Below are 23493 nucleotides of genomic sequence, written 5' to 3'. Positions count from 1 at the left end.
CCGGGTGATCCGGAGGCCTGATCCCCGCGAGGCCTGACCGGGCCGCCGGCCGCGCCCTCGGCGGCGCCGCGCCTCACCGCTCCACCCGCAGGGTGAGGTCTCCTTCGCTTCCGAGGCGGGAGACGCGATCGACCTCGGCCTCCAGGGCGTCGGTCGCCGGGGTCGGGGCGTCCTCGAACAGGCGGACCGTCGCTACGCCGTCCGAGCTGTCCCACACCCCCACGATCCGGCCCCCCACCAGGACCACGGGAGAGATCCACCCCGCGGTCCGGCTCACCTTCGCCCGATGCCGGGCGGGCAGGATCCGGGTCTCCCGCGTACCCGCCCCGAGGACGTACTGATCGAAGGCGCCGAGGAGGCGGACCGAGGAGTCCGGTTCCATGGCGGCCAGCTCGTCGGCGTGCTCGGTGAGGATGAAGGCCGGTTCCCCGTCGACCTCCACCTGCTTGAGTGCGCCGCCCATCTCCTGGAACCAACGGCGGACGACGGTTGTGCGCAGGCTGTTGCGGGACAGCCAGGCGTCGAAGCCCTCAGGGGTGGCGGGGCCGTGGGCACCGAGGTAGGCGCTGATCGCGACCGGCGCGGCCTCATCGGGGCCGGGCAGCCCGCTCCAGTCGGGCAGCAGGTTGACCGGTGAGGTGAAGGTGGTCGCCCCTTCCTGCTTCGGGCCGTGGCACAGCACACCTTTCCAGGCCAGGGGCTTGAGGAGGGTGCCCCAACCCGACCGCAGGTGTTCCTCCATACCTGCGAACCGCGGGTCCTCCACCAGGTGGGACACCATCCGCGCCCGGGTGAGGACCCGGTCGCGCAGGATGTCGGACACGGCCTCGGCCAGATCCTCGATCTCCTGAGGGGAGGCGCCGAACGCCTTCTGCCAGGAGGGCTTTTCCCAGGTCCTGCCCGAAGCGAGCAGCGACAGATAGGCGGCGGCGTCACCGGAGTCGATCAGGTGCAGGGTGCCCCGCATCGACCAGGTCTTGATGACGGAACGCTCGTCGAGCGCGGCGTCGATCTGGCCCGGCCGGGGGTGGTTCTGCCGGTTCCCGACGGCCGACTCGGCCGCCGCGGCCACCTGAGCCTGTACCCCGGCCAGTCGGGCGATGATCTCGCTCGCGCCCGCGTCTCCGCGCGGAGCGACGAACTGCCGCCGTAGGCGCCATGCCAGAACCTGATCCCAGGTGATCCTCACCGCGCGGCCCTTCGGTCGGAACGATCGGAAGCAGACTGATCTGCGGCTACTCGACTGTGCGGGTCACATTACAGTGCGTCCTACGGTGTCTCCCGTCGGCTTCGGCGCACGGCCGGAGGGTCGGTGAGGACGCGCCTGAGAGGCGTGGCGACGACCTGCGCGGAACGGGTCAGGGCGTATCCCACGAAGCGCGGAGGTCCACGAACCCATCGGTTCGTGCGCCGGACCGCGGGGGCGCCCCCGGGACGATCCGCGCCGCTCCGCCGACGCCGTCAGTCCTCTTCGGGGTTGAGGGCCTGGTAGAGGATGTGGTCCTGCCAGCGGCCCGCGATCCTCAGGAACTTCGGCGCGATGCCGAAGGGGGTGAACCCGTTGCGCTCCAGGACCACCCGCGAGGCCGTGTTCCCGATCAGCGTCTCCGCCTGGAGGCGGTGCAGACCCAGGCCGGCGAAGGCCCTCTCCTTGGTCTCCGCCACGGCCCCGGTCGCGATCCCCCTCCCGCTGTGGGACGCACCGACCCAGTAGCCGATCGACGCCGACTGGAACGCGCCCCGGGTGATCCCGTTGACATTGATCCGGCCGACCAGCCCACCGCCGGCGACGATGGCCAGCGGCAGCATCCTGCCCTCGGCATACTCCCGCAGATCGCGCCGGACGATGTCCAGCTGCCCCTCGACACCGAAGAAGTCGTCCCCGCGGACCGGCTCCCACGGGGCGAGGAATCCGCGGTTCCCACTCAGCACCTCGGCCAGAGCCGGTGCGTCATCGGTGGAGAGCAGTCGCGTGAAGGCCATGCCACCCCCTGCTGGTCGTGACCGTCGGCGGACGCGGACGGCAGCGTAAGCGGACCGCAGAGTACAGGGCGACCGGTTGGTGCGCCGCCGCCGGGGGTCGCACGTCCGCGCGTTACCGGGCCCCGTCAGCCTCCGTTTTCGAGGTCGATGACGGAGATGTCCACCCGGGCGGCACTCCAGCCGAGCTGGTCGCGGGCGACCTCGGCCACCCGGGTGCGCAGAGCGGTGTCCACCCGCGGGACGGGCGTGCCCGTGTACAGCCGTACGCGCAGCGCGACCTCGATCCCGTCGTCTCCCTCGGTGAGCTCCGTGACGCGGGCGTCGGCCACACCGGGTACGTCCTCGGCCGCGGTCCGCAGCACGGCGGCCGCGGCCGAGCGCCTGACCCGGGTCACTCCCTCTTCCTCTCCGGGCACCGGCAGTACCCGGCGCGACCTCGGGTCGGCGCGGACCAGCCGCATCACGTCGTCGAGCAGGTGCGGTGGGGCCACCACGCGCTCCGTGGCGAGCTCGGTGCGGGCCGCGTGCAGGACGCTGTGCTCCTCGACCGCCGCGCGGCAGTGCGGGCAGTGGAGCTCATGGTCGGTCGGAGCGCCGTCGCGCTCGTGTTCCAGGACCGCGTCGATGTCGGAGCCGCACGGCAGCCGTTCGTGGTCGGTGTCCTCTATCGCCATGGCTTCAGCGCCTCCACGAGGTGGGCTCGGGCACGGTGGATCCGGCCGCGGACCGCGTCCGGCGTCGCATCGACGGTCTCGGCGATCTCGCTGTAGCTCATCTCCTCCATCTCGTACAGGATCCAGCAGACGCGCTGTTGCGGCGGTAGGTCGAGGAGGGCTTGGGCGAGGGCGTCGCGCAGGCCGCCGGCGACGGTGTGGTGTTCGGGTCCGGCGGCCCGGCCGGGCCGCTCGCCCTCCGAGAGGTCGGTCGGCGACTCCGGGGTCCGCGCGCGGGCGGCGTTCAGGGCGCGGCGTGTGACGATGCGGTAGAGCCAGGCCCGGAACGTCGCGGGGTCGTCCAGGTCGGGGAGGCTGCGCCATGCCGCGACGAGCGCCTCCTGCGTCGCGTCCGCGGCGTCGGCCGGGGCGTTGAGGATGCGCAGGGCGATCCGGTACGCGGTGTCCTGGTGCAGCCGGACCAGCGCTTCGAACGCCGCGGCGTCGCCGTCGCGGGCGCGCTTGACCAGCGGCGTGTCGTCAGAATGCGGGGTATTTGCCATTCATCCGCCTGTGTCTGCAGCGACTCGGCAGTGTCACGCATAGTATTTCCATATATACGTTCCGCAATGCCCCGATGGGATGCCGTCCACCCCGAATGTGTCACAGGTCACGCGGGATTCCGCGTGAGCATCCGGGGGTCGAGCGTGTCCTTAGGGGTGCGCGCTACCTCCGGTAACGCGTAGAGACGATCGCTCCGCCCGGCACCGCCCGGGCCGAACGAATCGGATGACGACAGGAACGAACAGGGGGAACGAACGATGGGCGACATGGAGAACAAGTTCGAGAAGGCCAAGGGCAAGGCCAAGGAGACCGCCGGCAAGGCCATGGGCGACTCCGAGCTGGAGGCCGAGGGCAAGTTCGACCAGACCAAGGCCGGGGTCGAGGAGGCCGCGGAGGACGTCAAGGAGAAGGCCGGAGAGGCCGCCGAGAAGATCAAGAACGTTTTCAAGCGCTGAGCCGCCATGCACTGCACGGGGGGATCGAACAGTGACCGATGCGAAAGCGGAGCCCAAAGTGCCCGAAGCACGTGAGAAGAAGACGCCCGGATCCGGCCGTGACGCCGACGCCCGCGAGCTGGTGACGGCGAAGGGGACGACCTCGATCGCCGACCACGTCGTCGCGAAGATCGCGGGGATGGCCGCGCGGGAGGTGGGCGGCGTGCACAGTATGGGCGGCGGCGCCGCCCGGGCCTTCGGCGCCGTGCGCGACCGGATCCCCGGCGCCACGACGTCCGGGACCGCCGCACGTGGCGTCTCCGTGGAGGTGGGCGAGCGTGAGGCGGCGGCCGACATCGACCTCGTGGTCGAGTACGGGGTGTCCATCCCCGACCTGGCGGCGGGAGTACGCCGCAACGTCATCACCGCGGTGGAGCGGATGACGGGCCTGGAGGTCACCGAGGTCAACGTCACCATCGACGACATCCACCTGCCCGGCGACGAGGTCGACGACGGTGAATCCGAGCCGCGGGTCAAGTGAGGCCGACGCTTCCCGCCCCGACGGCGGGGCGGGAAGCGCGGACGCCTCGACCGGAGCCGAGGAAGGCCACCGTCGCGAGCGGACCGCGCGGGAGATCGCCGACCGGGTGCGCGGCCTCTCCGATGTCGCCGACCTGTCGGCGGGCGCCTTCCGCACCATCACCACCTTCACCCCGGGCGACCGGATCGAGGGCGTGGCGGTACGCGAAGACGACGTCGCGATCGGGGTCGTGCTGCGCTGCGGCCGGCCGATCCCGGAGGTCGCCGCGGAGATCCGCGCGCTGGTCGCGCCGATGGCGCCGGGGCGGCGCGTGGACGTGTCCGTCGAGGACGTGGTCGCCGATGTCCCGGACAGGGCGTGATCCGGTGCGGGGGCGGCCGCTCGACCGGCGCAGGGCCTACCGGTCCTGGATTCGCGAGAACCACCCCGACCGGGGTGGCGATCCGGTGGCCTTCGCCGAAGACCTGGCGCGCTGGCGCCGGGCACTCGGCGAACCGGATACCCGGACATCGGAACACGGCCGGGAATCCGGAGGTGTCCGGGTGTTCCGGGCGCCGCGAGGACCCGCCGGGTGGGTGCTGCGCATGCTGCGCCGCCGGGCCGCCCGCCACGCGCGGGCGCGGCGGCTGCGATGAGAGTGAGGAGGGTTGGCCATGTGGCCCATCGTGGGACTGGCCTACGGCACGGTGCTGGCGCTGGCGGCCGCGTTCGGCGGTTTCGGGGCGTTCGCGCTGGTGCTCGTTCTCGGCATGGTCGGCTTCCTGGCCGGCCGCGCCTATGAGGGCGAAATCGACCTCGCCGAGCTGTTCCTCCGCCGCAGGTAGCGCCCGCGGGAGCGCGGGACGCGCCGGGGCGCGAAGGGACGGGGAACGGGCGAGGGCGGAAACGAGGGGTGGTGGCATGGCCGAGATCGCGGCGCAGCGGTACCCGGCGCCGAGGCGGACGGGGGCAGCGGCGGCCGAGCGCGGAAGCACGACGATCCCCGAACGGGTCGTCACCAAGATCGCCGCCCGTGCCGCGTCGCAGGTGCCGGGAGTCGGCGAGGTCGGCCGCGGTATCGGGCGGCTGTTCGGAGCCGGATCCGGGCCGGTGCGGGTCGCGGTCCGGCTCAGCGGCAGGGAGGCGGAGCGCACGGCGATCATCCGTCTGGGTATCGCCGTGCGCTATCCGCGCCCCGCCGCGACGACCGCACGGCGTGTACGGGAGCACGTCGCGGACACGGTCGAGCGGCTGACCGGGATACGCGTGGGCCGGGTCGACATCGAGGTCGTCGAGCTGCCCCACGCAAGCGCGGCCGGAGAACGGGCGGAGTCGAGATGACCGGAGCCGTTGCGCAGAGACGCGGATCAGGCCCGGGAGTCCGGGCGACAGGCGGGACATTCGGGATATGCGGAACATGCAGGACACGAAGGCCGGGAAGGACACACCGATGACGACGGCGGACGCCGAGGGGCGGGCACCGGACCCGGGCGTGGCTGAGCAGGCCCGCCGCGCCGCGGTGCGCGCCTTCCGGCCGTACCGGATGTGGCCGACGGTGGTCGCGGCGGTACTGCTGCTCGCCGTGGCGGGGGCGGCGGCGTCCCAGGTGATCTCCGCGCTGGCGGGTGTGCCGCTGGGCATCCCGATCGTCGACACGGCGGCCCGGCAGGTCGGGGACGCCCGATGGGACGACCCGGAGGTGCAGGTCGCCTCGGCGGTCCTGGCGCTGATCGGCCTGCTCCTGATCGTGGTGGCGCTGCTGCCCGGCGAGGGCCGCTGGGCGGCCCTGCGCACCGACGACCCCGACCTCCTCGTCGGCCTGTCGCGGACCGCCCTCCGGCGGACACTGACCGCGGCGGTACTCGGCGCCGGCGGTGTGGAATCGGCCCGGGTGGTGGTGCGGCGCCGACGGATCCGGGTGCGTGTGCGCACCGAACTGGCCGAGACCGAGGAACTCCGTGCGGCGGTCACAGCCGCGGTCGAGGAGCGCCTGGCGGACATCGCGCCGCTGCGCCCCTACCGGCTGACCGTCGACGTCAGACGCACGCAGACATGAACGCAGCCGGGAACTCAGGCACAGAAACGCAGGCACAGAGGTGTGAAGGGCGGCGAGGGCAGTGGGCGAGAGGAACAGGGCGCGCCGCTCCGCGCGCGGCAACCGGTGGGGGCTGGCCCTCCTGGGTGGGCTGCTGCTCTGCGGCGGAACGGTGTCACTCGCCGCGGGCCTGGGGCTGTTCGGCGGACCGGCCGCCCGGGCGGCGATCGCCGATACGCCGGACCTCATCGGTCGACCGGAACCCTGGACAGGGTGGGTGGTCGCCGCCCTACTGGTGATCCTGGCCCTGCTGGCGCTGCGCTGGCTGCTGGTCCAGCTGCGCACCGACGCGGTCGCGCGGGTCGTACTCGGTGACCGCGACGCCGGCGGCCGCACCGAGCTCGACGCGAAGGCGGCGCGGACGGCCTTCGAAGATCAGGTCCGCGGCCTCCCGGGCGTACGGCGCGCCCACGCCGCCGTGACGGAGTCGCCCGTGCGGCCGCACCTGCGCCTCGACATCACGGTGGACGAGGACTCCGACGTCGCGGACGTGTGGCGGCGCGTCCGCGCCGAGGCGCTGCGCGACATGCGCACCGCCCTGGAACTCGACCGACTACCCGCGGTGGTGCGGCTCTCCATGGCCGCCCCGCCCCGCGACCGACGGCATCGACCGGCCTGACCGGCCCCCGAAAGCCACCCTGGAAAGCGGCACCTTGGGGATGGGGGACCCCTCGGCGCCGCACTGTGCCCGGCCCCGGCCCACCGGCCGGGGCCGGGCACCACTCTTCCCGCTGCTTTCGGGAAGCAGGAGTGCGCGAGCCGTCGAGGTGCCGTGTTCCCCGCGGCGACGGCGTCGGACACACCTCCGGCATGGTCCGCGTGGACACCGCAGCGGAGACCCACCGGCCCGCCGCCCCGCCCGAACAGGGGTGGCCCGCACGGCCGCGACACGGCATGGCCCCGAAATAGGGGACCGCCCCCTCACCTCTGCTGTCGGACGACGACGTCGTGGACCGACAGCGCCGGTGAGGCGCCCGCCGCCTCGAAGATCCGGACACCCTTGGGTGTCACCCCCGACGCCCGCATCTCGTCGAGGGTTTCACGGCCGGCCCACACGGTCATGATCCGGAACACCGACGTGTCGGAGGTATCGCGGACCAGAAAGGTCTCCGCGATGCCGGGAGGAAGTCGGGCCGTTCCCTCCCGGTAGGCCCGCTCAAGGTCGCCCACACGATCCGCCGCCACGAGGGCTTCGAGAACGGTGATCACCATCGTCAGCTCCTCTGCGCGACCTTGTCCGGTCACAGCCCGGCCCAGCCGGGGCCGTCCCGACCGTCCCGACCGTCCCGATCATCGTCGCCGACCGCGCCCGATCGTTCCAGGTCTGCGCGGGGCGTTTCGCACGGCTCCGTCGAAGCACCGGGCCGTCCCCGGCCACGGGCCGAAGGTCCCCCGGACGGTGAACCCACGTCTCTTCCCGGGACGCCGCCACCCCTGGGAGGCTGGGCACGAGATGGACCGTGGAGGGGGCGGACCATGGGCGAACACGACAGCACGCTTCCCGTCCTGGTCGGATACGACGGATCCCCGGCCAGCGAGCAGGCGTTGCGCTGGGCGGTGCAGGAGGCCCGGCTCCGCGGCCTTCCCCTGACCGTCTGCCATGCGTGGCACTGGCCCTACCCGTCCCGCCCGCCGGAGGACGTCACCCTGGAGATCCTGCGTGGCATAGGCGCGGTGGTGGCCGACGAAGGCGTGCGCAAGGCCCGCTTCCTCGCCGATGACGACCTGGAGGTCCGCTGGCGGCTGGAGCAGGGACCCGCATCGGCCGTCCTGCTGAGGGAGTCCCGCCAGGCCGACCTGATCGTTCTCGGCCTTCGGGGGCACGGCGGGTTCGACGACCTCATCGTGGGGTCCACCGCGGTGCAGGTCCCCTCCCGCGCCGACATCCCGGCCGTCATCGTCCGGTCCGCCCCGCAGCCCCCGTGGGGAGAGGACGCGCGCATCGTGGTCGGCGTGGACGGATCCCCGGCCGCCGAGCAGGCGCTCGGATTCGCCTTCGAGGAGGCCACCTTGCGCACGGCGTCGGTGCAGGCACTGTGCAGCTGGTGGGACCCGGCCGCGATCCCCGGACCCGATCGCCGCGCCTTCATCGACGCCGACGCGCTCAAGCACGAGGCGAACACACGCTTCGAACGGGCCGTCGCGCCGTGGCAGGCCCGATATCCGAAAGTGCCGGTCGACACGACCTTCGTCCTCGACACACCGCGGCACGCGCTGGTCGACGCCGCCGAAGGCGCCGACCTGCTCGTCGTCGGCGCCCGCGGCATCGGCTCCGCGCCCCAGACGCTCCTGGGGCCCGTTACCCAGGCCGCGCTGCAGCAGGCCCCCTGCCCGGTGGCGGTGGTACCCGCGCCGCGGGTGGGGTGACAGGCCGCCGCCGAGGAGCGGCGCCGATCCCGGCCGACCGTTCTCATTCCCGGAGCCCGGAAACCGCGAAGGCAAGGAGGGACCATGATCATCAGCAACGTCTACCGTCCGACGGTCCTGGGCTGTCAGGCGGACGACCGCCTGACCGAGGTCGCACGGCGGATGGCGGAGGAGCAGGTCGGCGCCCTGGCCGTGTTCGACGGCGCCTATGTCGTCGGAATCATCACCGAGCGCGACCTGGTGCGGGCGATGGCCACGGCCCACGCCCCGGCCGACGAGAGCGCCGCGGCCTACGCTTCGACCCGGGTCGAGACCGCCGGCCTGAACGAGGACTCGCAGCGGGTGGCCCGCCGGATGCTCGACGCGGGGATCCGGCACCTCCCGGTGGTCGACGACGAACGGATGGTCGGCATGGTCTCCATGCGCGACCTGCTCGCCCTGGAGGCATGGACGTCCTAGACGCAGTGATACCTCGGCCGCCGGCGGCGGTCCGGGCCGGGCGGGCCGGAACGCCCCGGGGACCGGGAGCACCAGCGGGACAGCCTGGCGACAGGTGCCCCGCGAGAGGAACCGATCATGATCACGCTCAGCATCATCAAAGCCGACACCGGAGGTTTCGTCGGCCACTCGGCCGTCCACCCGGACATGATGGACGGCGCCCGCCGAGCCGTGCAGCGGGCGGTCGCCGGCGAACTGCTCGTGGACGGCCACGTCGCCGCGTGCGGTGACGACATCTCGCTCATCATGACCCACACCTATGGCCCCGACTCCCAGCTCATCCACTCCTTTGCCTGGGACACCTTCAAGACCACGACCGCTGTGGCCAGAGAGCTCGGGCTGTACGGCGCCGGCCAGGACCTGCTGTCCGACGCGTTCTCCGGCAACCTGCGTGGGATGGGGCCGGGGTACGCGGAGTTGGAGTTCGAGGAGCGGCCCAGCGAGCCCGTCATCTGCTTCCTGGCCGACAAGACCGAGCCGGGGGCGTGGAACCTGCCGCTGTACAAGATCTTCGCCGACCCGTTCAACTCCGCAGGCCTGGTCATCGACACCAAGATGCACGCCGGGTTCCTCTTCGAGGTCTACGACCTCTACGAGGAGAAGGCGGTCCTCTTCGACTGCCCCACCGATCTCTACGACATGCTGATGTTCATCGGGGCACCCGCCCGGTACGTGGTGCACAGCGTGCGGTCGAAGGCGCTCGGCGAGGTCGCGGCCGCGACCAGCACCCAGCGGCTGTCACTCATCGCCGGCAAGTACGTCGGCAAGGACGACCCGGTGATGTTCGTGCGCTGCCAGTCCGGGCTGCCCGCCGTGGGTGAGGTTCTCGAACCGTTCAGCTTCGGCTACACGGTCGGCGGGGCGATGCGCGGCTCGCACCACGCTCCGATCATGCCGGTCCCGGCCGAGGACGCCCACCCGGCGCGGTTCGACGGCCCTCCGCGCGTGGTCGCCCTCGGCTTCCAGATCAAGGACGGCAAGCTGATCGGCCCGCGCGACATGTTCGCCGACCCGTCGTTCGACGAGGCCCGTCGGCAGGCCAACCGTGCCATGGACTACCTGCGCCGCCACGGCCCCTTCGAACCGCACCGGCTACCACTGGAGGATCTGGAGTACACCACCATGCCGGCGATCGCCGACCGCATCGCGGACCGCTGGACGCCGATCAGCGGCCCCCTGGTCACGACCGGGCCGCAGACGGATGCCGGAAGAACGCGATAGTCGGCGACACAGGCGGCACAGGGACACGGGCGGTACGGGGGCACGGGCGGTACGGGGGCACGGGCGGTACGGGGGCACGGGCGGTACGGGGGCACGGGCGGTACGGGGGCACGCGCCGTGCCGCCGAAGCCCGCCCGCCTTCCGCGGTGGGGCGGCCCGGACGACCGGTGCGACGGCGTGCCCGGGGTCGGCCTGGTTCGAGCTCCGGGCTCTCTTTAGCCTTAGGACGGTTCTCGCCCGTTCTCCGCGCAATGAGGGAGCGTTATGACCACCGCCCGAGAGATACCCGACATCCTCTCCGACGGCTTCACCACTGACCCCTATTCCGCCTACCGCGTCCTACGTCGCGACGCTCCGCTGCTGTGGCACGAAGCCACGCAGAGCTACATCATCTCCCGCCATGAGGACGTGAGAAGGGCCTTCAAGAGCGACGCGTTCACCACGGCGAACTACGACTGGCAGCTGGAGCCCGTCCACGGTCACACGTTCCTCCAGCTGAGCGGGCGCGAGCACGCGGTGCGCCGTGCGCTGGTGGCCCCCGCGTTCCGGGGCAGCACACTGCGGGATCGGTTCCTCCCCGTCATCGAACAGAACGCCCGCGACCTCATCGACGGGTTCCGCACCACCGGGTCGGCCGACCTGGTGGGCCAGTTCGCCACGCGGTTCCCCATCAACGTCATCGTCGACATGCTCGGCCTCGACAAGGCCGACCACCCGCGGTTCCACCGCTGGTACACGGCCATCATCGCGTTCCTCGGCAACCTCACCCAGGACCCCGGCGTCGCCGCAGAGGGGATGCGGACCAGGGAGGAGTTCGCCGAGTACATGCTCCCCATCATCCGGCACCGCCGGGACCACCTCGGCGACGACCTGCTGTCCACGCTGTGCAGGGCCGAGATCGACGGAACACGGATGAGCGACGAGGACATCAAGTCCTTCTGCAGCCTGCTCCTCGCCGCCGGCGGTGAGACCACCGACAAGGCACTGGCCGCCATGTTCGCCAACCTTCTGCTCCACCCCGACCAGCTCGACGACGTCCGCCGGGACCGGAGCCTGATCCCCCGCGCCTTCGCCGAGACGCTGCGCTACACGCCCCCCGTGCACATGATCATGCGGCAGCCCGACCGGGACGTGGAGGTCAGCGGCGGGACCATCCCGGCCGGCAGCACGGTCACCTGCCTGATCGGGGCCGCCAACCGGGACGGGGATCGCTACGCCGATCCGGATTCCTTCGATATCCACCGCGAGGAGCTGAACACCGCCACCGCGTTCACCGCCGCGGCCGACCACCTCGCGTTCGCCCTGGGGAGGCACTTCTGCGTGGGGGCGCTGCTGGCCGAGGCCGAGGTGACGGCGGCGACCGACCAGCTGCTGGACGCCCTGCCCGACCTGCGGCTCGCCGACGGCGCCCACCCGGTGGAGCAGGGCGTGTTCACGCGTGGCCCGGCCGAACTGCCGGTCGTGTTCACCCCGGCCGCGTAGCCGACCGCCGACGCCGGAGTCCGGGGGCTGCCGCGGCCGCGCGCTCTCTCGGGGCGCGGCGCCCGTCGCCTCCGGACCTCACAGGCGCACCCCGGGGCTGAACCTCACCGGCAGGGCGTAAAGGCCGCGCATCCACACCGACGGCCGCCAGCGCAGATCGTCGGCGGCCGTGTCCAGCTCGATGTCGGGCAGGCGGTCCAGCAGCACCTCGATCGCGGTGCGCGCGATGGTCTCGGCCAGTTCGGGGGCAGGGAAGGGGCAGCCGTGCTCGCCGTGCCCGAACGACATGTGCGCCCGGTTGACCGAGGTGTCCGAGGGGCACTCCGGCTGCACCCGCGGGTCGGTGTTGGCCGCGGCCAGGCCGAGGACCAGCAGATCGCCCCTGCGGATACGGCGGCCGCCGACCTCGCACGCCTGGACCGCCCACCTGCCGATGAAGTTCTGGGTGGGGGTGTTCTTCCACAGCACCTCGTTCAGCGCCTCTCCGGCGCTGCTGCGCCCGCCCTGCAGGGTGATCGAGAACTCGTCGTCGACCAGCATCAGGCGCAGGGCGTTGCCGATCCAGTTCCCGGTGGGCGCCTGGGCGGCGGACATCATCACCAGCAGGTCGATGACGACCTCGTCGTCGGTGAGGCCGGCCGGATGCGCCAGCAGCCGTGAGGGGACGTCGTCGGCCGGGTGGGCCCTGCGGTCGGCGACGAGTGCCTGCATGCGGGCGTGGAGACGCTGGTGTGCCCGGGCGGCGGACTCGTCGACGTCCAGGGAGGCCAGAACGTCCTCCACCAGGCTCGCCACGTCGGACTCGGGCAGTCCGAACATGCGCGCCACCACTCCCGCCGGGATGCGGTGGGCATAGTCGGCGATCAGGTCGGCCTGCCCCTCCCCGGTGAAGCCGTCGATGAGCCCGTCGGCCACCTGCTCGCAGATCATGGACAGCTCGGTGCGGTCCAGGGCGTCCAGTGCGTCGCCGATCGCGCCCGCGCGCCGCTGGTGCTCGGCGCCCTCGGTGAACATCACCGACGGCGTCCAGCCCACGTAGGGCATGAGCGGCCAGTCGCCGGGAACGTGGTCCCAGGCGTTCCACCGGCGGCAGTCCCGCGCGAACCACCGGGGGTTGCCGGTGACGTAGTGGACCTCACGGTAGCCCAGTACGAACCAGGCGGGAATGTCGCCGTCGAGCAGGATGGGCGCCACCGGGCCGTGGAGTCGGCGCATCTCGTCGTAGAGCACCGCCGGGTCCTTGGCGATCTCCGGCCCGTAGAACCGGACCGCGTCGCGGTGGTCGGGGTAGTCCTCCCACAGCGGGCGGCCCGCGTGCGCCTGTGGGGAGGGCTCGGGCGGGCTGGGGGCGTTCGTCACGGCGTGCCTTCCTGGGCGGTCGATGGAACATAGAGGTGCCTCAGGTGTTCCACGAGGCTGATCAGCACGGTTTTGGCGGATTCGCGGTCGCGGGCGTCGCACTCGACCAGGGGGACACCGTCGGACAGCGCCAGCGCCTCGCGCACCGTTTCGACCCCGGGACCGGGCCCGAAACGGTTGACCGCGACGACGAACGGCATCCGGTGGTGCTCCAGCCGGTCGATGGCGTACCAGGAGTCCTCGATGCGGCGAGTGTCCACCAGCACGACCGCGCCCAGGCTTCCGGAGAACAGCTGGTCCCATAGGAACCAGAACCGCTCCTGGCCGGGCGCGCCGAAAAGGTACAGAACCGTCGCGTCGGTGAGCGTGATCCGGCCGAAGTCGAACGCGGCGGTCGTGGTGGTCTTGTGTCGCACGGCGCTGGGGTCGTCCACCCCGACGCCGACCTGCGTCATGACCTCCTCGGTGCTCAGCGGCCGGATCTCGCTGACCGATCCGACCATGGTCGTCTTGCCCGCGCCGAACCCTCCCACGACCACGATCTTCAGGGCGTCCATGGTGGTCGCCCTGAGGGGGGCCGGGCTCTCGCGCGTCGCTGGGTCAGAGGCGTTGGAGTGCAATGAGTACCTGCTCCAAGGTTTCCTGGGTGGGCTGCCACGCCCAACCCGTGGTCGACGGCGGGTGGCGGGCCGTGATGTAGCCGGTGTCCAAGAGGTCGCGCAGCAGGATCTTCACCACGCTCACCGGGAGCCGCAGCTGTGCGGAGATCTCCACCACCGCCGTGGGCCGCCGGCACATCCGGAGGATCCGCGCGTGCTCGGACTGCATCGCGGGGGTCGGCTCGGACTCGCTGACGATGAGCGTGACCGTGTCGAAGGCCGGCTCGTCGCCCCGGGCGCGGCCACCGATGATCGTGTAGAGCCGGTCGGGGTCCTCGCGGTCGACGGGCCGCGGGTTCATGGCCTGGGGCCGCGGCCGGCGGAGCGAGGCGCGGCGGAGAGGTACGTGCCGATCTGCTCGACGAGCTCGTTCATGTTGTGCCCGACGATGCCGACGTCGGCATCGGCGTCGGCGATCACGGCGAGATGGGCACCCTCCCCGGCCGGCACGATGAGCAGGAGCCCACCACCGAACTCGACCATGGCCTGCCCGGCGCCCAGGGCGTCGCCGAACTCGGCCGAGGCGCTGAGGGACAGGCTCTGGATCCCCGCGGAGACGGCGGAGAGCTGGTCGGCCTTGTCCTCGTCGAGGCCCGGGGTGAAGCACATCTTCAGTCCGTCCCTGGACAGCACCAGGACGTGCCGGACGCCGGGCGTCTTCTCCACAAGGTTGTCCAGGAGCCAGCCAAGGCCGCGGTTCGCGTTGCTGGCGGGCGGGTCGGGAATGCTCATCGCGATCGCGGGGCGCGGTCCGGGGGCGTACGGACCGGGCAGGCCCCTGCCTCCTGCTCTCTCGGTCGGTTTCTCGGGGCGGGTACGGCGGCCCGCCGGGGGCGCCGGGCCGGGGGAACGGTGCGGGCCTCTCGCGGGAGGCCCAGGGGTGCTACGGGGGCTGGGGCGGTCTTACGCGCTCACGGACGGTCCCCCTCACCCGTCTCGGACGGGCCGCGGCCGCGGCCGGCCTGGCGGAAGGCCGCGAACCGGGCTCCGGAGTCACGGCGCTCCCGAGGGACCGACGCCGCCGGCGGCGGGGGTGCCGACCCGTTCGCGGCCGCGAGTGTCTCGCCCCGGCGGCGCCTGGGCAGGCCGTCGCGGCCGCCGCCGTCCCGGGCCTCGGCGGGCCGGGCGCCGGCCCTGGAGAGGGCCGGTTCGGGCGCCGGCGACGGGGGCGCGGCCGGCTCGGTGGCCTGCGCTCGGGGCTGGGTGATGAGGTGCTGCGGGATCAGCACCACGGCGCCGGTCCCCCCGCGCGAGGAGGGGCGGAAGCTGACGGTCAGGCCGTACTTGGCGGCCAGGCGCCCCACCACCGCCAGGCCCAGGCGGGTCCCGGGGAGGGTCGCCAGGTCCATGGGCTCGGACACGAGCTGCTCGGCGCGGCGCCGCTCGCGGGCTCGCATGCCCAGGCCGCTGTCCTCGATGATGACCGTGACACCGGTGTTCTCCTCTTCCACGTACACGTGGACTTCGGTGTCGTGGGCCGAGAACGCGGCGGCGTTGTCCATCAGCTCGGCCACGGCGTGGATGACGCCCTCGGCGGCGTATCCGGCGACGGCGACCGTGCTGGCGGAGTGGACGCGCACGCGCCGGTAGGCGTTGATGCGTCCCATGGCGCCGCGCAGCACGCTCTCGATCGTGATGGGCTTGGTCCACCTGCGGCCGGAGCGTCCGCCACTGAGGAGCGCGAAGCTGTCGGCCAGCCGCCCCGTCTGCGAGACGCTGTGGTCGAGGTCGAGCAGGTCGGCGAAGATCTCCTCCTGGTCGCCGTAGGTGTCCTCCAGCTCCCGAAGCCGGGCGAGCAGCGAGGTGACCTGGGCCTGCACGCGGGCCGCGGCGCTGGCGCAGCCGGCCATGGCGGCACCGCTCCTGCGCTCGGCCTCGCTGAGGGCGCGGGCGGTCTGCCCGACGGCGCGGCGCAGCTCGCCGTTGGTCGGCCGGACCACGTCGGCGAGGGCGGTGTCCACCGACGATGAGCGGCTCTCCCGGATCCGCGCGGCCAGGGCGGGCAGCGTCTCGTCCGTGAGGACCGCGGCTTCGCTCTCCATCTCCGCGAGCGCGTTTCGCGCGGCGGTGGCCCGGCGCTCGCTCTCCTCCAGGGTCCGCGCGGTGTGCTCGGCCATGTGGCGCAGCGCGTGGTGTCCGGGCAGGTCGGCTTCGGCGAGCGCCGACCCGGCCGGGACTCCCTCGCGCACGCGGCCCGCGAGGGCGGGAAGCGCGGTGTTCGACAGGTGGAGCACCTCGCGCTCCAGTCGGGCGGTACCGGTCTCGGCGTACGCGGCCCGTTCGCGCTCCCGGCGCGCGGTGGCGGCGAAGTAGGCGGCCGCCGCAAGGGCGGCGACCGCGACCGCGCCGGTGGCGATGCCGCCGACCAGGACGGGGGCCCGAACCGACCACGGCACGGACAGGGTCACCCACGTCCACACCGGGGCGATGGCGACCGTCGCCCCGAGGAGGACGTATCCGGCCAGTCTGCCGGGCGGCGGCAGGCGCTGGTCGTCGGCGGGTGTGTGTGCTGACATCGATCAGCTCCCCTGGTCTGGTCGGGGTGGGGCAAGCGGACGGCGCCCGCGTGGATGTCGACGCGGTGGGAGGAGGTAAGACGGCGCTCCCACGGGGGGTGTCAGGAACCGAGGCAGCACGGAACACAGTGCGCACCGTGCCGAATCGCGGCACTTGGGGGAGACCAGGGCCATGAACCTACCCACTCCGGCCAGGTAACTCAACACCGGGGTGACCATGACATAGGGCAACCGACCGGCCTACCACCACATTTCCGACATATCGACAGCTCGGGTGACCGACCCGCCGCACACACCCGCCCGCGAACGACGTGGGCAGGCGGCGTATCGGGCCTGGGAACGACCGGCCACCCGATCCATGGTCGGCGCGGCCCGCGCGATCTCCCTCACCCTTCACGGCGCGGAGCGCGGGCGCGGGCGGACCACTCCGCGGGCATCGACCGTGCCCACGTCCTCGTGGCAGAGTTCCCGGAGGGCGGCACGGCACTCACCGACGACGGCGAGCACTGCGGCGCTGCCCGCATGGGCAGAACGGGAAAGGGAGGTCACAGCTTGGCTCGGGAATCGCGGATCCGGCGGGCCGAGGCGGGCGACGTTCCGGCGATCGTGGCCCTGCTCGCCGACGATCCGCTGGGACGGCTCCGCGAGGACGTCGAGGACCTGGCCGTCTACCACGCCGCGTTCACGGCCATCGACAGCGACCCGAACCAGCTCCTGGCCGTGGCCGAGCGGGGCGACGACGTCGTCGGCACCCTCCAGCTGACGTTCGTCCCCGGCCTGTCCCGCCGCGCGGCCACCCGGGCACAGGTCGAAGGCGTCCGCGTCCACCGGGACGAGAGGAAGAGCGGCCTGGGCGGCCGACTCATGGAGTGGGCCGAACGCGAGGCGCGCACACGCGGATGCACCATCCTCCAGCTCACCTCCGACGCCGCCCGGACGGACGCGCACCGCTTCTACGAGCGGCTGGGCTTCCGCCCCACCCACGTCGGGTTCAAGAAGGACCTGGCCTGACCGGCACGCCGGACTCGCCGCGAGGCGCCCGACGCCCGGCGGTGGCGGCACTGGCCGCACAGAGGACGGCCCACCCGCCGGCCATCGCGGCGCCCAGCGCCCGTGACGCCGGGGTCGGCAGAGACCGGCCCAGAAAGTAGGCGTCCCCGAGGTCCGACACGGTGCGGGCGGCGATCAGCCACCGCAGCGGGGCGCCGCGCGGCGCAAGGACCATGCCCGTTCCAACGGCGACGTCCCGGAACCCGATGAGCTCGATCAGCAGCCGCGTCCGCGGCGACACCGTGCCGTCGTCCTCGGCCAGGCCGAGCGGCCGCGCGATGATCTCCGGCCGGGCCGCGGTGGCCGCGCCGAACGCCGCCGTCGCCGCACCGAGCAGCCGCGCGAGCCGTGCCATGGTCGGTCTCCTCTCGCCGAGTGGTGACGCACCGAGCCAACGCTACCCCGCGCCGCCCCGGCGCCTCACCCGCGGCACGGAGCGGAGCACTCGGCCGCCAGGCAGGCCAGGGCCGCGGCCTCCGCGCTTCCCTCCTCGGCGCTGAGTACGTGCACCACCAGGCCGGTCTCGCCGGGCGACTCCGGAACGTGCAGGGTCTCGTACTCCAGGGCGATCTCGCCGATCGCCGGGTGCCGCAGCCGCTTGCGGCCCGCGCCGCACATCACCACCTCGCCGGTGTCCCAGACGCGGCGGAAGTCCTCGCTGCGCTCCGACAGCTCCGTGATGAGCGCGGCCAAGAGCCCGTCCTCGGGGTAGCGGCCCGCGGCGACGCGCAGCAGGCCGACCGTTTCGTCCGCGCGGTCCTGCCAGTCGGGCAGGACGTCGCGCGACGCGGGGTCGAGGAAGAGGAACCTGGCATTGTTCGGGTCGCGGCGCCCCGGGTCGCCCAGGCCGCCCAGCAGCTCGGCGCCCAGCACGTTCCAGGCCACCACGTCCTGGCGGTGGTCGGTCACGTAGGCCGGCAAGCCGACCATGGCGTCCAGGGCGCGCTGCAGCAGGGGGCTGACCTGGAGCCGCGGCGCGGGGGCGGGCTCGGCGCAGGCCAGGGTCCGCAGGTGTTTCCGCTCGGCCGCGTCCAGGCCGAGTGCCCGCGCCAGCGCGTCGAGCACCCCGTCGGACGGCTGGACGGCACGCCCCTGTTCGAGCCGCACGTAGTAGTCCACGCTGATCCCGGCGAGCTGGGCCAGCTCCTCGCGGCGCAGCCCGCGCACCCGCCTCCGGCCGTTCGCCCTGATCCCGACGTCCTCGGGTGCAACGCGCCCGCGCCGGGCGCGCAGGAAGGCGCCGAGCGCCCGGCGCGGGTCGCCGATCCCGTCGATCCCATCCGCTCTGTCCGCCCTGTCCACGTGGTCTCGGTGTCGGGTGGTGCGGTCCACGGTGTCCATGTGCTCAAGTATGCGTGGCCCTGCCAGTACCAGGATCGGCATACCTCCGGTCAAACGGGGTACTGGTTGGCCTCCCGCGCTCGGGCCAGGGTGGCGTCATGACCGAAAGCGCACAGCAGCCGCAGAAGAACGTCCTCATCGTCACCGCCCACCCCGAGCCCCGCTCGCTCAACGCGGCCTTCTCCGACTTCGCGGCCGAGCACCTGACCGCGGCAGGACACCGGGTGCGGACCTCCGACCTGTACGCGATGAAGTGGAAGGCGGCCCTGGACGCCGACGACTACCCCGACCACCCGGCCGACGAGCGCCTGGACGTGCTCGACGCGGCGGGGCGGGCCACCGCGGAGGGGCGGCTGTCCGCGGACATCGCCGCCGAGCAGGAGAAGCTGCTGTGGTCGGACGCGGTGATCCTGCAGTTCCCGATGTGGTGGTTCTCCGTCCCGGGCATCCTCAAGGGCTGGATCGACCGGGTCTTCACCTTCGGCTTCGCCCACGGCCCAGGGCACCCCCCGCCCTACAGCAACGGCGGGCTCGCGGGTCGGCGGGCGATGGCGTCGGTCACGCTCGGCGCCGAGGAACCGTCGTTCTCCGACCGGGGCGTCCACGGGCGGCTGAACGACGTCCTCTTCCCGCTCCACCACGGCCTGTTCTGGTTCACCGGCCTGGCCCCGCTCGAACCGTTCGCCATGTACGACGTCAACAAGGCCCCCGAGAGCCGCTTCGCGGACGCGAAGCGGGAATACGCCCACCGCCTCGACCGCCTCTTCACCGACGAGCCCATCGGCTTCCGCACACTGAACGGCGGCGACTACGACCACGACATGCGCCTGCGCCCGGACGTCGAAACAGTGGGCACCGGCGGCCTCGACCTCCACCTCCGGCCGCACAGCTGACGCGCCCCGGCACTCCCCGCCGGTCACGCGAAGGCAGCGCGGGCAGGGGGCGAGGTCGCCCTTCGCCAATGGGCAGCCGATCCCCGGCGACCGGCACGCGCGACGCTGCGAGGCCGTCCGCGTCGGCGATCTCATCGGGGTCAGCACGATGCCGTGGGCGCGGGGGCACCCACGGCATCCACCCCGAAGAGCGCAGGATCGACGACGGTGGGCGGAGCCGGAGGCTACGGCGTGGTTCGGCCGTCGCGCGGCCCGGCGGTCCGCGGCTGGACTTCTGGGAGCGGAGGTTCCAGATCGGCGCCGGTGATGTCGGCGAGCTCCCTATTGATCCGGATCAGCGGCTCGGAAAGGTCACGCAGCGCCGAGCGGAACTCCTGTGCCTGCGCCCAGCGCGCCTCATGGGCGACGAGTGTCCCGCCGGGCGGGCGCAGCCGCTCGTGTTCGGCCAGCAGGGGGTCCCAGCGGTCCAGGAACGGGCGCAGGACAACGTCGTCCAGCCTCCGGGCGCACGCGCGGACACGGTCGGCGTCGGCATCGCCGCCGCCGGCCACAAGGTCCGGCTCCTGCAGCTCTCCGATGACCTCCTGGACCGTCTCGGAGACCAGGCGCAGCGAGGTCAGCGCCTCACGCAGGATGCCCTCCGAGTCGCCCAGGCGGCGGGCCCCGATCCGCGTGCTGAGCTCGATCTGGATCGCGAACGCGGCACTGTGCGCACGGTCGGCGGCGGTTCCCGGCCGCCCGCTGCTCTGCGCCATGCCGCGTCGCCCCCTCATCCGTCTCCCGCCCATGCTAACGACTCACCGCCGGGAGGCTTCCTCCCATACCCCGCTGAGCTCCTTCATCAGCTCGGAGTCGGCGATGCGGTACCGGACCGCCCGGGCGAGCAGGGGGTGGACGCGCAGCCTTCCCGATTCGAGCCGGGCGTAGGGCTGTTCCCCCAGGACCGCCAGGACGCCCATCGGTCCGCGCTTTCCGGCACCGTCGAGCAGCGATAGCGCTCGGGCCACCGTCTCCGCCGACACCGCCCATGTCGTGCCCAGCGACGCCCACACCACGGCCGCCCGCGCCCCGTCCCCCAGCGCGGACACCTCGTTCGCCAGGCGCGCGGTCAGGCGCGAGTAGCGAGCGTCGAAGTCCAGCGCGTCGACCTGCGGATCGCCCAGCTGCCGGTGGACGTTCTCGTAGGCGAGGTCCGGCGGGTCGGCGGCGTTCAGCAGCCTCTGGGCGGCGGCGAGCGCGGCGGGGTGGCCGCCGACGTGGCGCACGATGCGGTCGGCGAAGACCTCCTGACCCGGTCGGCCGGCGACGAGCGGAGGGCCGCCCTGCAGGAGCACCGCCCTGGCCACCTCACCGTCCGGTTCGGTGATGTCGACGAGCGTGCCGGGGCCGTCGTACCGCGTCACCTGCCCGGTGATCAGCGTCGAGCCGCGCGCCTGCGGGTTCCGAAGCATCCACGGCGCCTCCCGGTCGTGGGGGCCGCGCAGTCCGTCCAGCACCCACAGGGACGGCCCGTCCGCACGCTCCACGTGTTCGGCGATGCCGGCCAGGCGGCGGGCGGTCTCCTCAGGCGGACCTCCGCCGACACCGACCAGGTCGCCCATGGTGGCGAGCCTGCGGGCGAACGTGTCGGGGGCGTGCTCCCCCGGCCGCTCCGCCAGGGAGAACCAGAAGACACCGCCTGGGTAGGCCGCGCTGAACTGCAGGGCGTAATCCTGCGCGAAAGCGGTGGCGGTGGGCTGGTCGAGGGCGCAGACACGCGCGGTTCCCCCTTCCCAGGAGCCCGTGTGGTACGCGGCCGCTCCCGGGCGCAGGGCGCTGTGGGCGGCCCACAGTTCCCCTCGATACGGCTGCACCCCCACGGAACCGACCGGGGGCGGCGGGGGATACCACGGTGTCCGTGCCGCATCCGGCGGAGTGCCGATGACACCGCCGACCCGGCGCACCCTGTCCTCGATGATCCCGGCGAGCTCCGCCAAACGGTCGTTGTACTCGTACAGCGCCAGGGACCGCCGGTCCCGCAACTCGGTGGGGTGGATGTGGTCGAAGCTCGCGTGCGGGTTCACCACCGCGATCCGGCGGCAGGGGTCCCCTTCGCGCTGCCCCGCCACGAACGCGGCGGTCAGCTCGTAGTTGCAGGATCTCCGGAACAGGTAGCGCTCCGAATAGAAGGCGACCAGGAGCGTCGAGCGGGCGAGGTTGTCGGCCAGGGCACCGCTGATGCTGGTGAAGTCGCGAACATGGCTGCGATCCACGAAGGTACGGAGTCCTCGTGCGTTCAACGCGGCGATCAGTGGTGCGGCCAGGGGATAGTCCGCGCGGGGGTAACTGAAGAAGACGTCCCAGCCGGCGCTTGCCAAGCTTCCTCCCCTCGCCCACGGACGCCGCTGAGAAGGATAGTCCGGACGGTCCCTCGTGATTCCAGCGGAGGCGGGTGGGACGGACCCGGGCTCCAGCCCTGAAGCCCGGCCCCGCAGTGGGTACCGTACTGTCTGGGGCAGAGGCGAAGGGATCCGATGGGTCGGTGGAACCGATTGCGGAATCGTAGGTCGGACAACGCCCGGATCAAGTTAGGACGAGTACCCGTGCCGCAGCCAGCTCAGGTGTCCGTCAAGCTGTCGATTCCGCTGTTCGGCGAGATCAACGGGGTCTGGGAGCCGGACGACGCCGAACGGCGCGCGGCCTGGGAGCTCTACGTGGAGCTCATCACCCGTGTCACGGTCGTCGATCTGCGACCGGACGAGGGTCTGATGCGCGAAGCCCTGGCGTCCGTCTACACGCTCTTCGGCAGCACCCGTGAGATCCTCCGCCGCTACGGCCCCGAAGTCGCACCGCGACGCGCACCCGGCCGCCTGTCCTTCGGCGCCATCGCCGTCGCCGTCCTCAACGGCACTCTGCGCCCCTTCCTCGCCCGGTGGCACCCGGCCCTGACGTCGGACGAGGCCACCCTGCCCGAGGGAGGCGACCCGGTCGCACACGAGCGCGCCTGGGAGCACGCCGACGAGCTGCGCCGCGAACTCGACCAGGTCCGCAGCTCCCTCACCGACCTCGCCCAGCTCCTCGCCGAGGTCGCCGGAGTCGCCCACTTCCACGACGGTGCCACCGACGACGGCGACCAGACCCGGCCCGACACCGACGACTGACCCTTTCGGCCCCTCCAGAGGCTGTCGGTCAGTCGGTCACGGGGTCGCCGAAGCTGAACCCATGGACGCCGCCGTTCGCGTCGGGGAGGACCGTCGCCGTGGACAGCCGCCCTCCGCCGTTCTCGTAGGGCTGCCAGGCACGGCACTCCACGCCGGGGGCTTCCTCACCGGGCTCGGCCAGCACCAGGTCATCCATGTCGCACACGGTGTACTCCGTGTGTGACTTGAATCGGAGGAGGTTCTCGACGTACTCGCGCACGAGCGGGACCTCTGGCACCTCGACCTCGGTGTCGATGAAGAGGCTGCTGGTGCTGGTGACCTTGATCTTGTAGTCGACCTGAGTGGCAGCCAGGGAGGAAACCCCGTGGCACGAGGGCGGTCGGGTTTTGTCGGCGGCCCCGAGTAGCGTGCCCGCCATGCCCTCGGCCTGTGGAGGACAGGCCGCGTTCCCCGCGTTTAGGCCCGCTCACGAGATGGGTGCTCCTGATTCTGCTGCGGATACGAATTCGGCACTCGCATCATTGCAGTTCAGGGCACCTCTCGTGTTGCCATTAGGAAGGGGCTCTGGTTCCGCTGAACAACCGGGGTTAGACCGTGCATTGACCCGGATTCAGCATTGCTAACGGACAGCCGGGCTCCCCACGATGCCCTCGCCCCTCGTAGGTTGGCACCGCCAGGCGGGCCTTGCCCGAATACCCGCACCGCAAGTACGAAGCGC

Annotated in this window: 30 protein-coding genes; 15 read left to right on the top strand and 15 right to left on the bottom strand. The window is 72.4% G+C overall.

The features are described from left to right. Positions 1-73: 73 nt before the first annotated feature. From HNR23_RS24755 to HNR23_RS24740, 4 genes are all read right to left on the bottom strand, one after another. Entirely contained in the window at positions 74-1189 is a 1116-nt protein-coding gene (locus HNR23_RS24755; RefSeq protein ID WP_184079229.1) for a DNA glycosylase AlkZ-like family protein, read from the bottom strand. 272 nt (positions 1190-1461) lie between these two features. After that, complete coding sequence (locus tag HNR23_RS24750; protein ID WP_184079227.1) at positions 1462-1983, bottom strand: GNAT family N-acetyltransferase; 522 nt, start codon at positions 1981-1983, stop codon at positions 1462-1464. A gap of 125 nt (positions 1984-2108) precedes the next feature. After that, positions 2109-2657 (bottom strand): hypothetical protein, encoded by a 549-nt coding sequence (locus HNR23_RS24745; protein WP_184079225.1) that lies wholly within the window; start codon positions 2655-2657, stop codon positions 2109-2111. After that, positions 2648-3199 carry an RNA polymerase sigma factor gene (locus tag HNR23_RS24740; RefSeq protein ID WP_184079223.1) on the bottom strand — a complete coding sequence of 184 codons (552 nt, stop codon included), beginning with the start codon at positions 3197-3199 and terminating at the stop codon, positions 2648-2650. The genes HNR23_RS24745 and HNR23_RS24740 overlap by 10 nt, the downstream gene beginning before the upstream one ends. A 258-nt stretch (positions 3200-3457) precedes the next feature. Between HNR23_RS24740 and HNR23_RS24735 the strand changes: the two genes are divergently transcribed. The 8 genes from HNR23_RS24735 (at position 3458) to HNR23_RS24700 (ending at position 6868) form a co-directional block, all read left to right on the top strand. Beyond that, positions 3458-3655 (top strand): CsbD family protein, encoded by a 198-nt coding sequence (locus HNR23_RS24735; protein ID WP_184079221.1) that lies wholly within the window; start codon positions 3458-3460, stop codon positions 3653-3655. A 31-nt stretch (positions 3656-3686) separates the two neighbouring features. Further along, on the top strand, positions 3687-4175 hold the full coding sequence (locus HNR23_RS24730; RefSeq protein WP_184079219.1) for an Asp23/Gls24 family envelope stress response protein: 489 nt from the start codon (positions 3687-3689) through the stop codon (positions 4173-4175). Continuing rightward, positions 4150-4536 carry a hypothetical protein gene (locus tag HNR23_RS24725; protein ID WP_343070709.1) on the top strand — a complete coding sequence of 129 codons (387 nt, stop codon included), beginning with the start codon at positions 4150-4152 and terminating at the stop codon, positions 4534-4536. The genes HNR23_RS24730 and HNR23_RS24725 overlap by 26 nt, the downstream gene beginning before the upstream one ends. After that, positions 4517-4810 (top strand): hypothetical protein, encoded by a 294-nt coding sequence (locus HNR23_RS24720; RefSeq protein WP_184079217.1) that lies wholly within the window; start codon positions 4517-4519, stop codon positions 4808-4810. Before HNR23_RS24725 ends, HNR23_RS24720 begins: the two co-directional genes overlap by 20 nt. 18 nt (positions 4811-4828) lie before the next feature. Beyond that, complete coding sequence (locus tag HNR23_RS24715) at positions 4829-4999, top strand: hypothetical protein (RefSeq protein WP_184079216.1); 171 nt, start codon at positions 4829-4831, stop codon at positions 4997-4999. A 76-nt stretch (positions 5000-5075) separates the two neighbouring features. Further along, a complete protein-coding gene (locus HNR23_RS24710; protein ID WP_184079214.1) occupies positions 5076-5495 on the top strand; it encodes an Asp23/Gls24 family envelope stress response protein in 420 nt (139 codons plus the stop codon). Positions 5496-5604: 109 nt separating this feature from the next. Continuing rightward, on the top strand, positions 5605-6210 hold the full coding sequence (locus HNR23_RS24705) for a DUF6286 domain-containing protein (protein WP_184079212.1): 606 nt from the start codon (positions 5605-5607) through the stop codon (positions 6208-6210). 61 nt (positions 6211-6271) lie between these two features. Further along, complete coding sequence (locus HNR23_RS24700) at positions 6272-6868, top strand: alkaline shock response membrane anchor protein AmaP (RefSeq protein ID WP_184079210.1); 597 nt, start codon at positions 6272-6274, stop codon at positions 6866-6868. Positions 6869-7170: 302 nt separating this feature from the next. Here HNR23_RS24700 and HNR23_RS24695 read toward each other — a convergent pair whose 3' ends face one another. After that, positions 7171-7461 (bottom strand): hypothetical protein, encoded by a 291-nt coding sequence (locus tag HNR23_RS24695; RefSeq protein ID WP_184079208.1) that lies wholly within the window; start codon positions 7459-7461, stop codon positions 7171-7173. Between the two features lie 264 nt (positions 7462-7725). On the opposite strand from HNR23_RS24695, the gene HNR23_RS24690 reads away from it, so the two are divergent. The 4 genes from HNR23_RS24690 to HNR23_RS24675 all read left to right on the top strand — a co-directional run bounded on the left by HNR23_RS24690 (position 7726) and on the right by HNR23_RS24675 (position 11817). Then, positions 7726-8616, top strand: a complete 891-nt coding sequence (locus tag HNR23_RS24690; RefSeq protein ID WP_184079206.1) for a universal stress protein — start codon at positions 7726-7728, stop codon at positions 8614-8616. A gap of 84 nt (positions 8617-8700) precedes the next feature. Next, positions 8701-9075 (top strand): CBS domain-containing protein, encoded by a 375-nt coding sequence (locus tag HNR23_RS24685; protein WP_184079204.1) that lies wholly within the window; start codon positions 8701-8703, stop codon positions 9073-9075. A 117-nt stretch (positions 9076-9192) separates the two neighbouring features. Then, on the top strand, positions 9193-10335 hold the full coding sequence (gene fbp, locus HNR23_RS24680; protein WP_184079202.1) for a fructose-1,6-bisphosphate aldolase/phosphatase: 1143 nt from the start codon (positions 9193-9195) through the stop codon (positions 10333-10335). A 264-nt stretch (positions 10336-10599) separates the two neighbouring features. Further along, positions 10600-11817 carry a cytochrome P450 gene (locus HNR23_RS24675; protein ID WP_184079200.1) on the top strand — a complete coding sequence of 406 codons (1218 nt, stop codon included), beginning with the start codon at positions 10600-10602 and terminating at the stop codon, positions 11815-11817. Positions 11818-11895: 78 nt separating this feature from the next. Here HNR23_RS24675 and HNR23_RS24670 read toward each other — a convergent pair whose 3' ends face one another. The 5 genes from HNR23_RS24670 to HNR23_RS24650 form a co-directional block, all read right to left on the bottom strand. After that, positions 11896-13176 (bottom strand): cytochrome P450 family protein, encoded by a 1281-nt coding sequence (locus HNR23_RS24670; RefSeq protein WP_184079198.1) that lies wholly within the window; start codon positions 13174-13176, stop codon positions 11896-11898. Further along, entirely contained in the window at positions 13173-13796 is a 624-nt protein-coding gene (locus HNR23_RS24665) for a GTP-binding protein (protein WP_184079196.1), read from the bottom strand. The genes HNR23_RS24670 and HNR23_RS24665 overlap by 4 nt, the downstream gene beginning before the upstream one ends. Next, on the bottom strand, positions 13777-14136 hold the full coding sequence (locus tag HNR23_RS24660) for a DUF742 domain-containing protein (RefSeq protein ID WP_184079194.1): 360 nt from the start codon (positions 14134-14136) through the stop codon (positions 13777-13779). Before HNR23_RS24660 ends, HNR23_RS24665 begins: the two co-directional genes overlap by 20 nt. After that, a complete protein-coding gene (locus HNR23_RS24655; protein ID WP_184079192.1) occupies positions 14133-14567 on the bottom strand; it encodes a roadblock/LC7 domain-containing protein in 435 nt (144 codons plus the stop codon). Before HNR23_RS24655 ends, HNR23_RS24660 begins: the two co-directional genes overlap by 4 nt. A 179-nt stretch (positions 14568-14746) precedes the next feature. Then, positions 14747-16351: a sensor histidine kinase gene (locus HNR23_RS24650; protein ID WP_184079190.1), complete on the bottom strand. Its 1605-nt coding sequence runs from the start codon at positions 16349-16351 to the stop codon at positions 14747-14749. A 522-nt stretch (positions 16352-16873) separates the two neighbouring features. Here HNR23_RS24650 and HNR23_RS24645 point away from each other — a divergent pair. Beyond that, the gene (locus tag HNR23_RS24645; protein ID WP_184080843.1) at positions 16874-17362 is read left to right on the top strand and encodes a GNAT family N-acetyltransferase; all 489 of its coding nucleotides are present in this window, start codon (positions 16874-16876) and stop codon (positions 17360-17362) included. Here HNR23_RS24645 and HNR23_RS24640 read toward each other — a convergent pair. Next, a complete protein-coding gene (locus HNR23_RS24640; protein WP_184079188.1) occupies positions 17343-17756 on the bottom strand; it encodes a hypothetical protein in 414 nt (137 codons plus the stop codon). The two genes, HNR23_RS24645 and HNR23_RS24640, sit on opposite strands and share 20 nt — an antisense overlap. Positions 17757-17821: 65 nt before the next feature. Further along, positions 17822-18742, bottom strand: coding sequence for a helix-turn-helix transcriptional regulator (locus tag HNR23_RS24635; protein ID WP_184079186.1), 921 nt, complete (start codon positions 18740-18742; stop codon positions 17822-17824). Between the two features lie 98 nt (positions 18743-18840). Here HNR23_RS24635 and HNR23_RS24630 point away from each other — a divergent pair, with 98 nt between their 5' ends. After that, complete coding sequence (locus tag HNR23_RS24630; RefSeq protein ID WP_184079184.1) at positions 18841-19635, top strand: NAD(P)H-dependent oxidoreductase; 795 nt, start codon at positions 18841-18843, stop codon at positions 19633-19635. Positions 19636-19859: 224 nt separating this feature from the next. On the opposite strand, the gene HNR23_RS24625 is transcribed toward HNR23_RS24630, so the two are convergent. Both HNR23_RS24625 and HNR23_RS24620 read right to left on the bottom strand, forming a co-directional pair. Then, the gene (locus tag HNR23_RS24625) at positions 19860-20390 is read right to left on the bottom strand and encodes a hypothetical protein (RefSeq protein WP_184079182.1); all 531 of its coding nucleotides are present in this window, start codon (positions 20388-20390) and stop codon (positions 19860-19862) included. 42 nt (positions 20391-20432) lie between these two features. Further along, positions 20433-21992 carry a toll/interleukin-1 receptor domain-containing protein gene (locus HNR23_RS24620; protein ID WP_184079180.1) on the bottom strand — a complete coding sequence of 520 codons (1560 nt, stop codon included), beginning with the start codon at positions 21990-21992 and terminating at the stop codon, positions 20433-20435. Between the two features lie 225 nt (positions 21993-22217). Between HNR23_RS24620 and HNR23_RS24615 the strand changes: the two genes are divergently transcribed. Beyond that, entirely contained in the window at positions 22218-22775 is a 558-nt protein-coding gene (locus tag HNR23_RS24615; RefSeq protein WP_221308240.1) for a hypothetical protein, read from the top strand. A gap of 28 nt (positions 22776-22803) precedes the next feature. Here the strand turns inward: HNR23_RS24615 and HNR23_RS24610 are convergent, their stop codons facing one another. Continuing rightward, positions 22804-23193, bottom strand: coding sequence for a hypothetical protein (locus HNR23_RS24610; protein WP_184079178.1), 390 nt, complete (start codon positions 23191-23193; stop codon positions 22804-22806). Positions 23194-23493: the final 300 nt, after the last annotated feature.

Source organism: Nocardiopsis mwathae (genome assembly GCF_014201195.1).
GTDB lineage: Bacteria > Actinomycetota > Actinomycetes > Streptosporangiales > Streptosporangiaceae > Nocardiopsis_C > Nocardiopsis_C mwathae.
Note: the sequence above shows the minus strand (reverse complement) of the source record. Positions and strands in the feature narration are given on the sequence as shown.

Coding starts and splice junctions, on each gene's coding strand:
- HNR23_RS24635 (WP_184079186.1), bottom strand. CDS start 18,742: ATGGACACCGTGGACCGCACCACCCGACACCGAGACCACGTGGACAGG.
- HNR23_RS24695 (WP_184079208.1), bottom strand. CDS start 7,461: ATGGTGATCACCGTTCTCGAAGCCCTCGTGGCGGCGGATCGTGTGGGC.
- HNR23_RS24655 (WP_184079192.1), bottom strand. CDS start 14,567: ATGAGCATTCCCGACCCGCCCGCCAGCAACGCGAACCGCGGCCTTGGC.
- HNR23_RS24715 (WP_184079216.1), top strand. CDS start 4,829: ATGTGGCCCATCGTGGGACTGGCCTACGGCACGGTGCTGGCGCTGGCG.
- HNR23_RS24710 (WP_184079214.1), top strand. CDS start 5,076: ATGGCCGAGATCGCGGCGCAGCGGTACCCGGCGCCGAGGCGGACGGGG.
- HNR23_RS24640 (WP_184079188.1), bottom strand. CDS start 17,756: ATGGCACGGCTCGCGCGGCTGCTCGGTGCGGCGACGGCGGCGTTCGGC.
- HNR23_RS24610 (WP_184079178.1), bottom strand. CDS start 23,193: ATGGCGGGCACGCTACTCGGGGCCGCCGACAAAACCCGACCGCCCTCG.
- HNR23_RS24685 (WP_184079204.1), top strand. CDS start 8,701: ATGATCATCAGCAACGTCTACCGTCCGACGGTCCTGGGCTGTCAGGCG.
- fbp (WP_184079202.1), top strand. CDS start 9,193: ATGATCACGCTCAGCATCATCAAAGCCGACACCGGAGGTTTCGTCGGC.
- HNR23_RS24630 (WP_184079184.1), top strand. CDS start 18,841: ATGACCGAAAGCGCACAGCAGCCGCAGAAGAACGTCCTCATCGTCACC.
- HNR23_RS24735 (WP_184079221.1), top strand. CDS start 3,458: ATGGGCGACATGGAGAACAAGTTCGAGAAGGCCAAGGGCAAGGCCAAG.
- HNR23_RS24645 (WP_184080843.1), top strand. CDS start 16,874: ATGGGCAGAACGGGAAAGGGAGGTCACAGCTTGGCTCGGGAATCGCGG.
- HNR23_RS24650 (WP_184079190.1), bottom strand. CDS start 16,351: ATGTCAGCACACACACCCGCCGACGACCAGCGCCTGCCGCCGCCCGGC.
- HNR23_RS24745 (WP_184079225.1), bottom strand. CDS start 2,657: ATGGCGATAGAGGACACCGACCACGAACGGCTGCCGTGCGGCTCCGAC.
- HNR23_RS24690 (WP_184079206.1), top strand. CDS start 7,726: ATGGGCGAACACGACAGCACGCTTCCCGTCCTGGTCGGATACGACGGA.
- HNR23_RS24625 (WP_184079182.1), bottom strand. CDS start 20,390: ATGGCGCAGAGCAGCGGGCGGCCGGGAACCGCCGCCGACCGTGCGCAC.
- HNR23_RS24660 (WP_184079194.1), bottom strand. CDS start 14,136: ATGAACCCGCGGCCCGTCGACCGCGAGGACCCCGACCGGCTCTACACG.
- HNR23_RS24750 (WP_184079227.1), bottom strand. CDS start 1,983: ATGGCCTTCACGCGACTGCTCTCCACCGATGACGCACCGGCTCTGGCC.
- HNR23_RS24705 (WP_184079212.1), top strand. CDS start 5,605: ATGACGACGGCGGACGCCGAGGGGCGGGCACCGGACCCGGGCGTGGCT.
- HNR23_RS24675 (WP_184079200.1), top strand. CDS start 10,600: ATGACCACCGCCCGAGAGATACCCGACATCCTCTCCGACGGCTTCACC.
- HNR23_RS24740 (WP_184079223.1), bottom strand. CDS start 3,199: ATGGCAAATACCCCGCATTCTGACGACACGCCGCTGGTCAAGCGCGCC.
- HNR23_RS24720 (WP_184079217.1), top strand. CDS start 4,517: ATGTCCCGGACAGGGCGTGATCCGGTGCGGGGGCGGCCGCTCGACCGG.